This is a genomic window from Mesorhizobium sp. LNHC229A00 (genome assembly GCF_000502415.1).
Taxonomy (GTDB): domain Bacteria; phylum Pseudomonadota; class Alphaproteobacteria; order Rhizobiales; family Rhizobiaceae; genus Mesorhizobium.
Genome location: NZ_AYWQ01000210.1, coordinates 1 through 367 on the forward strand (window position 1 = coordinate 1; position 367 = coordinate 367).

Genomic DNA, 367 nt, shown 5'->3' on the forward strand with positions numbered 1-367 from the left:
CAAGACATATGACCAACTTCTGGTCAGCGAAGTCGTGGATAAGCCGCTTCGGCTCTCATGGATTACCAGTGACATCGCCCTGCTTAAAGGACATCGATATCGGCTGGCGTTTCTGGAACGACTGAGAAAGGAGCTCGATTTTGACCTGTTCGGCCGAGGTTTTCGGCTGATTGGAGATAAATGGAACGCACTCGCACCTTACCGTTACAGTATAGCGTTCGAGAATACTCGTGCTGATTACTACTTTACAGAGAAGCTTATGGACTGCTTCGTTGCTGAAACAATGCCGATCTATTACGGCAGCCCGGCAATCACGAGGTTCTTCCCTTCGGACTCTATGGTTCTGATTGACCCAGAGGACAAGAAC

At 49.3% G+C, this 367-nt stretch carries 1 protein-coding gene; it reads left to right on the forward strand.

What is annotated here, in order from left to right; translation table 11 throughout:
* Window positions 1-367: glycosyltransferase family 10 (locus X742_RS140100; protein ID WP_023775703.1), on the forward strand; the 367-nt coding region annotated here is incomplete at both ends.